This is a genomic window from Phytopseudomonas flavescens, assembly GCF_900100535.1.
GTDB lineage: Bacteria > Pseudomonadota > Gammaproteobacteria > Pseudomonadales > Pseudomonadaceae > Aquipseudomonas > Aquipseudomonas flavescens.
In genome coordinates, this window is the sequence record NZ_FNDG01000015.1 from 141,516 (window position 1) to 148,144 (window position 6,629).

Genomic DNA, 6,629 nt, shown 5'->3' on the forward strand with positions numbered 1-6,629 from the left:
GTTGCTCCGAAGCTGGGTGTGTTGATCAGAACTGGGCCAGTTGCTGCTTACCGGCGGCACCGGTTACCGGCGGGCGCTGGCTGTGCTGCTGGTCAGGGGTTTGTTCCAGGCGCTTGAGCAGTTCGGCGAACTCGCCGGCCAATTTGGTGTGGGCGGCCTGGAGCTTTTCGTGGGCGGCGGTGGCAGTGGCGAAGGCTTCGGCCTGTTTGGCACCGTGCTCGGCGAGGTCGCCGATCATTTCGCCCAGCTCGGCGAAGTGGGCAGCGTCCTTGCCTTCCTTGTCCTTGTTCAGTTTCAACAGCTCAGTCATGCGCCCCTTGAGGGCTGCGAACATGCTGGGGGTGTCGTCGATCTCATCGAAGTCGAGGGCTGTTTCGGCTGCGGCGGTGAACAGGTTGTCCGCATGCTGTTTGCGGCTGGCCAGGGTGCCGTGCTGGGCGCTGAAACTCAGGGCCTCAGTGCCCAGGCTGGCCGGGGTGTCGGTGACGGCCAGGCCGACCAGATACGCCTTGCCGGTGTCAGCGAACTCAGGCTGGACCTCGATTGAGGTGTAGATCTTCTGGCCCTTCTTGTTGAGGGCGATCAGCGCATCGTTGGGTTGCAGCTGGGCAAACAGGCCGAGCTTCTTCTCGCCATTGAGCTCGACCTCTTCGGCCTTCAGGGCGACCACGTCGCCATAGGCGCCGAACTCGCTGCCAGGAAAGGACGACTTGATGTGCTCGCAGTTGATGCGGGCGCCGTAGGTGGAAGGGCTGTACTGAGCAGCCATCTGTTGAATCCAGGTGCGCTCGATCTTGCGGCCATCGGTGGTGGCGCCTTCAGTGGCGATGCGAGTCCATTTGGAGCGGAATTTCTTGGCGGTGGCGGACATGCTTGGGAATCCTCGGTGCGGGTTTCGCGTTGAGGGCATGGTCGGCAGTGGGCGAGGCGGCGGCAACGACGTGAGGTTGTAGAGCGGCGCGCTACAACGCCCGCCGGTAGGGGCTTACGCGCGCGGGCGGCAGCATCGGCGCCATGAACACTACCGCCCCCTACCAGCCGACCACCGACTCCCGCCGCCAGGCCAAATTTCTGTACTGGACGGGTTGGCGCATCACCGATATCGCTGACTACCTGGGCGAGAAGGAAAAGACCGTCCACAGCTGGAAGACCAGGGACGAATGGGACAGGGCCGATAACGTCGAGCGCATCGGCGGGGCGCTGGAAGCGCGGCTGGTGCAGCTGATCCTGAAAGAGGGGAAGACGGGCGGCGATTTCAAGGAAATCGATCTGCTGCACCGGCAACTGGAGCGGCAAGCGCGCATCCAACGCTTCCAGGATGGCGGCACCGAGGGTGAGCTCAACCCGAACCTAGCCAAGCGCAACGAAGGACCCAAAAAACAGGCGGTTCGCAACGAGCTGAGCGAAGAGCAGATCGAGACGTTGGTCGAGGCGTTCAAGGATGGGTGCTTCGACTACCAGCTGGACTGGTACCGCGCTGGCAACCAGCGCACACGGATGTTGCTCAAGTCGCGCCAGATCGGCGCCACTTACTACTTCGCGCGGGAAGCGTTGATCGACGCGATCACGACCGGGCGTAACCAGATCTTCCTATCGGCCAGCAAGGCGCAGGCGCACCAGTTCAAGAACTACATGCAGTCGTTCATGAACGAGGTGCTGGGGGTGAAGCTGACGGGCGACCCCATCGTGTTGTGGAACAACGCCGAGCTGCACTTCCTGGGCACGAACTTTCGCACCGCCCAGGGGCGCAGCGGCAATTTCTACTTCGACGAATTCTTCTGGGTGCACGGCTTCGTGGAAATCAACAAGGTCGCCTCGGGCATGGCGCTGCATAAGCACTGGCGCAAGACGTACTTTTCGACGCCCTCGAGCATGGCCCACCCGGCGTACGTCTACTGGACGGGCGAGCGGCACAACAAGGGCAAGCCCACGGCCCAGCACCTGAACATCGATGTGAGCCACGACGCACTGCAGCAGGGGCGCCGCTGCGAGGACGGGATCTGGCGGCAGATCGTGACCATCCTTGACGCCGAGGCACGGGGCTGCAATCTGTTCGACCTGGAAGAACTGCGCCTCGAGTACGACGCCCAGGCCTTTGAAAACCTGCTGATGTGCCAGTTCGTCAACGATGGCGACAGCATCTTCCCGCTGACGATGCTGCAGCCGTGCATGGTCGACAGCTGGGAAGTGTGGGAGGACTACAAGCCGTTCGCGCCGCGACCGCTCGGCGAGCGTCAGGTGTGGGTGGGCTACGACCCTGCCGAGACCGGCGACACGGCCGGCCTGGTGGTGGTGGCGCCGCCGCTGGTGCCGGGCGGCAAGTTCCGGTTGGTCGAAAAGCACCAGTTCCGCGGCATGGATTTCGAAGCCCAGGCGCGGACGATTCAGCAGATCACCCAGCGCTTCTGGGTGACCTATATCGGCATCGATACCACCGGCATGGGCGCCGGTGTGGCGCAGCTGGTGAAGCAGTTCTTCCCCGGCCTGCGCACGTTCAGCTACAGCCCGGAGGTGAAAACCCGCCTGGTGATGAAGGCCTGGGACGTTATCCGCAAGGGGCGCTTCGAGTTCGACGCCGGCTGGACGGACGTCGCTCAGGCGCTGATGGCCATCCGCAAAACCATGACGCCCAGCGGGCGCCAATTCACCTACACGGCCGGGCGCAGTGATGCGACCGGGCATGCCGACCTGGCGTGGGCGCTGTTCCACGCGTTGATCAATGAGCCGCTGGAAGGGCAGACCACCAGCAATACGGCCATCATGGAGTTCAGCTGATGAGCGATAACCTAAGGGCGCAGGCCCAGCAATTGAGTGGCCAGGGCGCGCGCGCTGAGGCGTTTACGTTCGGCGACCCGGTGCCGGTGCTCGATGGCCGGGAGATCCTGGATTACCTGGAGTGTTGGGCCAATGGGCGGTGGTACGAGCCGCCTATGTCGCTGGACGGCCTGGCCCGGTCGACCAGGGCGAGCGTCTACCTGCAGTCCGGACTGAATTTCCGCCGCAACATGCTGGTGCGCACCTTCAAGCCGCACCGGCTGCTGAGCCGGCAGGCGTTCGAGCAGTTCGCCACGGACTGGGGCACCTTCGGCAATGCCTACCTGGAGAAGCAAGACAACATGCTGCGCAGCACGCTGGGGCTCCGGCCGGTGCTGGCGAAGTACATGCGGCGCGGTACCGACCTGGACCAGTATTACCAGGTGCGCGGCTGGAAGGATGAGCACGAGTTTCGGCGTGGCACGGTGTGCCATGTGCGCGAGGCCGACATCAATCAGGAAATCTACGGCCTGCCCGAGTGGCTGGCGGCGCTGCAGAGTGCGCTACTGAATGAATCGGCCACGCTGTTCCGGCGCAAGTACTACCAGAACGGGTCGCACGCGGGCTTCATCCTGTACATGACGGACGCGGTGCAGGACGAGTCGTTCGTCACCGATCTGCGCCAGGCCATGAAGGACAGCAAAGGGCCGGGCAACTTCCGCAACCTGTTCATGTACGCACCTGGTGGGAAGAAGGAGGGCATCCAGCTTATTCCGATCAGCGAGGTGTCGGCGAAGGATGACTTCGCCGCCATCAAGAACATCAGCCGCGACGACCTGCTGGCGGCGCTGCGCATTCCGCCGCAGCTAATGGGAATCGTGCCGCAGAACGCCGGCGGCTTCGGCTCGATCAGGGATGCCGCCGAGGTGTGGGCGATGAACGAGCTGGAACCGATCCAAGCCAGGCTGCTGCAGGTGAATGAGTGGCTGGGGGAGGAGGTGGTGCGGTTTGCAGAATTTTCAATCAATCCCATGACATGAGGAGATTTCAAGGTCTGATACCCTTGCGTTTCGGTTTTATAAAGTGAGGAAGTTTTGCTATGGACGGTCTTCAATTCACATCGATCTGCAAGCATAACTGCCTAATTATTTTTGATGCGCTTTCTCCAGGGGAACTTCAGACGGGAAAGCATCTTTATTCAAATGTCCAAGACCATGCGTTTGCTATTGACCGCCAGGGATATTGCACTCGGTATGAGATTTCGAGTCGGTCTGTTTTATATGCTCGGATTATGCAGGTCCTACAAGAATGTAAAGCTGGTGTCTCTAAGCCAGTTTTGCATTTTGAGGGCCACGGCGACGCTGCTAGAGGGTTATATATAGCAGCCTCATCTGAGTATATTGCGTGGGCTGACCTTCAAGATCTAATTGCAGAAGTGAATGAAGCAACTCGCAACAATACAGGAGTCGTGGTGGCTGCGTGTCACGGATTTGCATTGGCCGAGAGGCTGCAATGTAATACTGCAAGCCCATTCAATTTTTTGATTGCCCCTGACAATGAAATGTCAGCAGGGGCTTTTCGCGACACAATGAGCGGCTTTTACAAGATCATGGCGGTGTCGGGCGATCTCGCTAGCGGGCTGCAAGTGTTGCCTCCCACCATGCAGCTTCGGGTTGCGGGAGAATGGTTTTATCGTGAGCTAGCGGCCTATTTTATCCATCATTTTACGCAGGCGGATCGCCAAGTAATCATAGAGGAAGCGGTCACTCAGGTGATGCTGAGATATAAAGCTATAGATAGAAATAATAGACGAATTCTTATCAAGGCCGCGCGTGCTAGTGTAAGGAAAAAGTTGAAATTCTCAGATATTGCTAGGTACTTTTCTCAAATATTCTTTCATGGATCTCCCCCGGTCACTGATGCCGATTTTACGGCGTTCGTCGACGGCGCTAAAACTTTCCACTCTGCGCGTCAGGCTCTACGTCGAATCAGGTAACAGGCGCCACTTTTGCTGTATCCACTACGAGACGATCACCTAGAGTGATCCTGATCTACATCCAACGCTTTAATCATGATTGGCATCTTGCCTTGCCTTGCCCGCGACTTCTCTAGCGCCCTCCCGTTCTCCTTATAACGCGTCGCGATGAATCACCGCTTCACGGCCTCACTTATCTCAGAACCTCCCAAGCACCCACGACGGGCAGCTTTGTGCTTTTCCTGAACTGGCGCGCGCAGTCGTCCCCCCACCACACCTGGCCGCTAAATGGGTCGCTTTTTCTGCAGCCCTGCGGAGGCCTCTACGCGGCCCTGATTGGGGGCTGGCTGAGGCGTTTGGAAGTGAGGAATGCCTGCGTATCCCTGCACGGAAGCCTGCTTTTAACGGCCTGTCAGGGGGCTTGATAGCCGGTGGGATTTCAGAGGCGGTTTCGGGAAAGGGTAATTTCGGTAATCGCCCTGTGAAACATTGCTGCAGCCCGCATGGTTACTGGGGTTGAGCGGTTACCTACTGAGGTAATTCGAGGTAATCAGAAAGGTAATTTTTCTCTAACTTGCTGATTTTATTGAGTTTTCTTTTCACAAAAAATCACCATCCAGAGAGGTAACGAAATCACCTGATGGTTACCCTATTATTACCTTCAAGAAAGCTTTCTAAACCATTGATAGGAAAGGGCTTTGCGTCATCGGTATGGAAAAATTACCGAAATTACCTTTTTCCCAGCCCTGAACATAAATTCAGAGCATGGCTAGGGGGGTAGCGCTTGCTGAAGTGGTCCACGCACTCGCCTTGTTACGTGGCTTGTTACGTGGAAGGCCTTCAAACGAAGGCCCGCATCGCTGCAGGCCTTGTTTTGTATGGTGCCGGCACCAGGAGTCGAACCCGGGACCTACTGATTACAAGTCAGTTGCTCTACCAGCTGAGCTATACCGGCATTTAGGGGCCGCCATTATAGCCATTGGCAAACCCTTGTAAACCGGCTTATAGCTTGTTTTGCTTAAATTTTTGTCCGTTTGCCGCTGTTGCGCGGACGAATTCTTCAGGGCGGAATCTGCCAACGAATCAGGCTTTGATGCCTTTTGTCGACCTCACCACATTCGGCGCGTCGAGGCTGCCGCGAAGCGGGCACAGCAACCAGCAGCCGGACGTTGGGGAGGCGTCAGGCTTCGATCCTGAAGTCGGCTTGCAGAGCACGCCAGTGGGTTTGCAGGGCCTGCTTGTGCGGCTCAGCCATCGGGCTCGCCGCGAGCGCCTGTGGCCACAGCGAACGGGCTGCATTGATTGACTGCCTGAGGCTGTAGTTGATCGGTGATTTCGGCAATTCTGCCCAGGCCATGAAGTGCTCCATGGTTACGTCGTACCAGGGTCTGGTGCCTGCCATCGATAAGCCGAAATCATGCTCGTCTCCCATGTATGTCCTCGTGAAGAGGATGTCATAGGCCGGTGACAGAGAGGGCCCTTCAGCTCCCGTTGCTTGTGGCGCTGTCTGATTTGTTCAAGAAGGGTCGTTCTCATCGAGTATTTCCAGCGGCAACATGAATCGCCCCTAGTTTCGTAGACACCTCCAAGCCTCATAATGAGGCCCACTAGGAGGTGCCATGAGCAACCAGCGTTACCCCGAAGAATTCAAAATCGAAGCGGTCAAGCAAGTGACCGAGCGTGGCCTTCCTGTAGCCGAAGTGGCAGCGCGGTTAGGTATGTCGGTGCACAGCCTGTATGCCTGGATCAAGCGCTACAGCAAGCCCCAGGAAAAGCGGCAGCAAGAGAACGATCAGCAGGCCGAACTGCGTCGTCTGCGTGCTGAACTCAAGCGAGTGACCGAAGAGCGAGACATCCTAAAAAAGGCCGCCGCGTACTTTGCCAAGGAGTCCGGCTGAAG

The 6,629-nt window shown here is 58.4% G+C and carries 5 protein-coding genes, 1 tRNA gene and 1 pseudogene; 4 read left to right on the forward strand and 3 right to left on the reverse strand.

Annotated features, from left to right (window positions below; translation table 11 throughout):
* Nucleotides 1-25 precede the first annotated feature (25 nt).
* Nucleotides 26-871, reverse strand: a complete 846-nt coding sequence (locus tag BLR94_RS18675) for a GPO family capsid scaffolding protein (protein WP_084307417.1) — start codon at nucleotides 869-871, stop codon at nucleotides 26-28.
* 143 nt (nucleotides 872-1,014) lie between these two features.
* On the opposite strand from BLR94_RS18675, the gene BLR94_RS18680 reads away from it, so the two are divergent.
* From BLR94_RS18680 to BLR94_RS27260, 3 genes are read left to right on the forward strand one after another with little or no spacing between them, the layout of a single operon-like run.
* A complete protein-coding gene (locus tag BLR94_RS18680; protein WP_084307416.1) occupies nucleotides 1,015-2,775 on the forward strand; it encodes a terminase ATPase subunit family protein in 1,761 nt (586 codons plus the stop codon).
* Entirely contained in the window at nucleotides 2,775-3,794 is a 1,020-nt protein-coding gene (locus tag BLR94_RS18685; RefSeq protein WP_084307415.1) for a phage portal protein, read from the forward strand. Before BLR94_RS18680 ends, BLR94_RS18685 begins: the two co-directional genes overlap by 1 nt.
* Nucleotides 3,795-3,853: 59 nt before the next feature.
* Nucleotides 3,854-4,750: a hypothetical protein gene (locus BLR94_RS27260; protein WP_139207475.1), complete on the forward strand. Its 897-nt coding sequence runs from the start codon at nucleotides 3,854-3,856 to the stop codon at nucleotides 4,748-4,750.
* 858 nt (nucleotides 4,751-5,608) lie between these two features.
* On the opposite strand, the gene BLR94_RS18700 is transcribed toward BLR94_RS27260, so the two are convergent.
* Both BLR94_RS18700 and BLR94_RS27265 read right to left on the reverse strand, forming a co-directional pair.
* A tRNA-Thr gene (locus tag BLR94_RS18700) sits at nucleotides 5,609-5,684 on the reverse strand.
* Nucleotides 5,685-5,909: 225 nt separating this feature from the next.
* Entirely contained in the window at nucleotides 5,910-6,161 is a 252-nt protein-coding gene (locus BLR94_RS27265) for a hypothetical protein (protein WP_139207476.1), read from the reverse strand.
* Nucleotides 6,162-6,348: 187 nt separating this feature from the next.
* Between BLR94_RS27265 and BLR94_RS18705 the strand changes: the two are divergent.
* Nucleotides 6,349-6,629: pseudogene (locus BLR94_RS18705) on the forward strand (transposase); the annotation flags it as partial.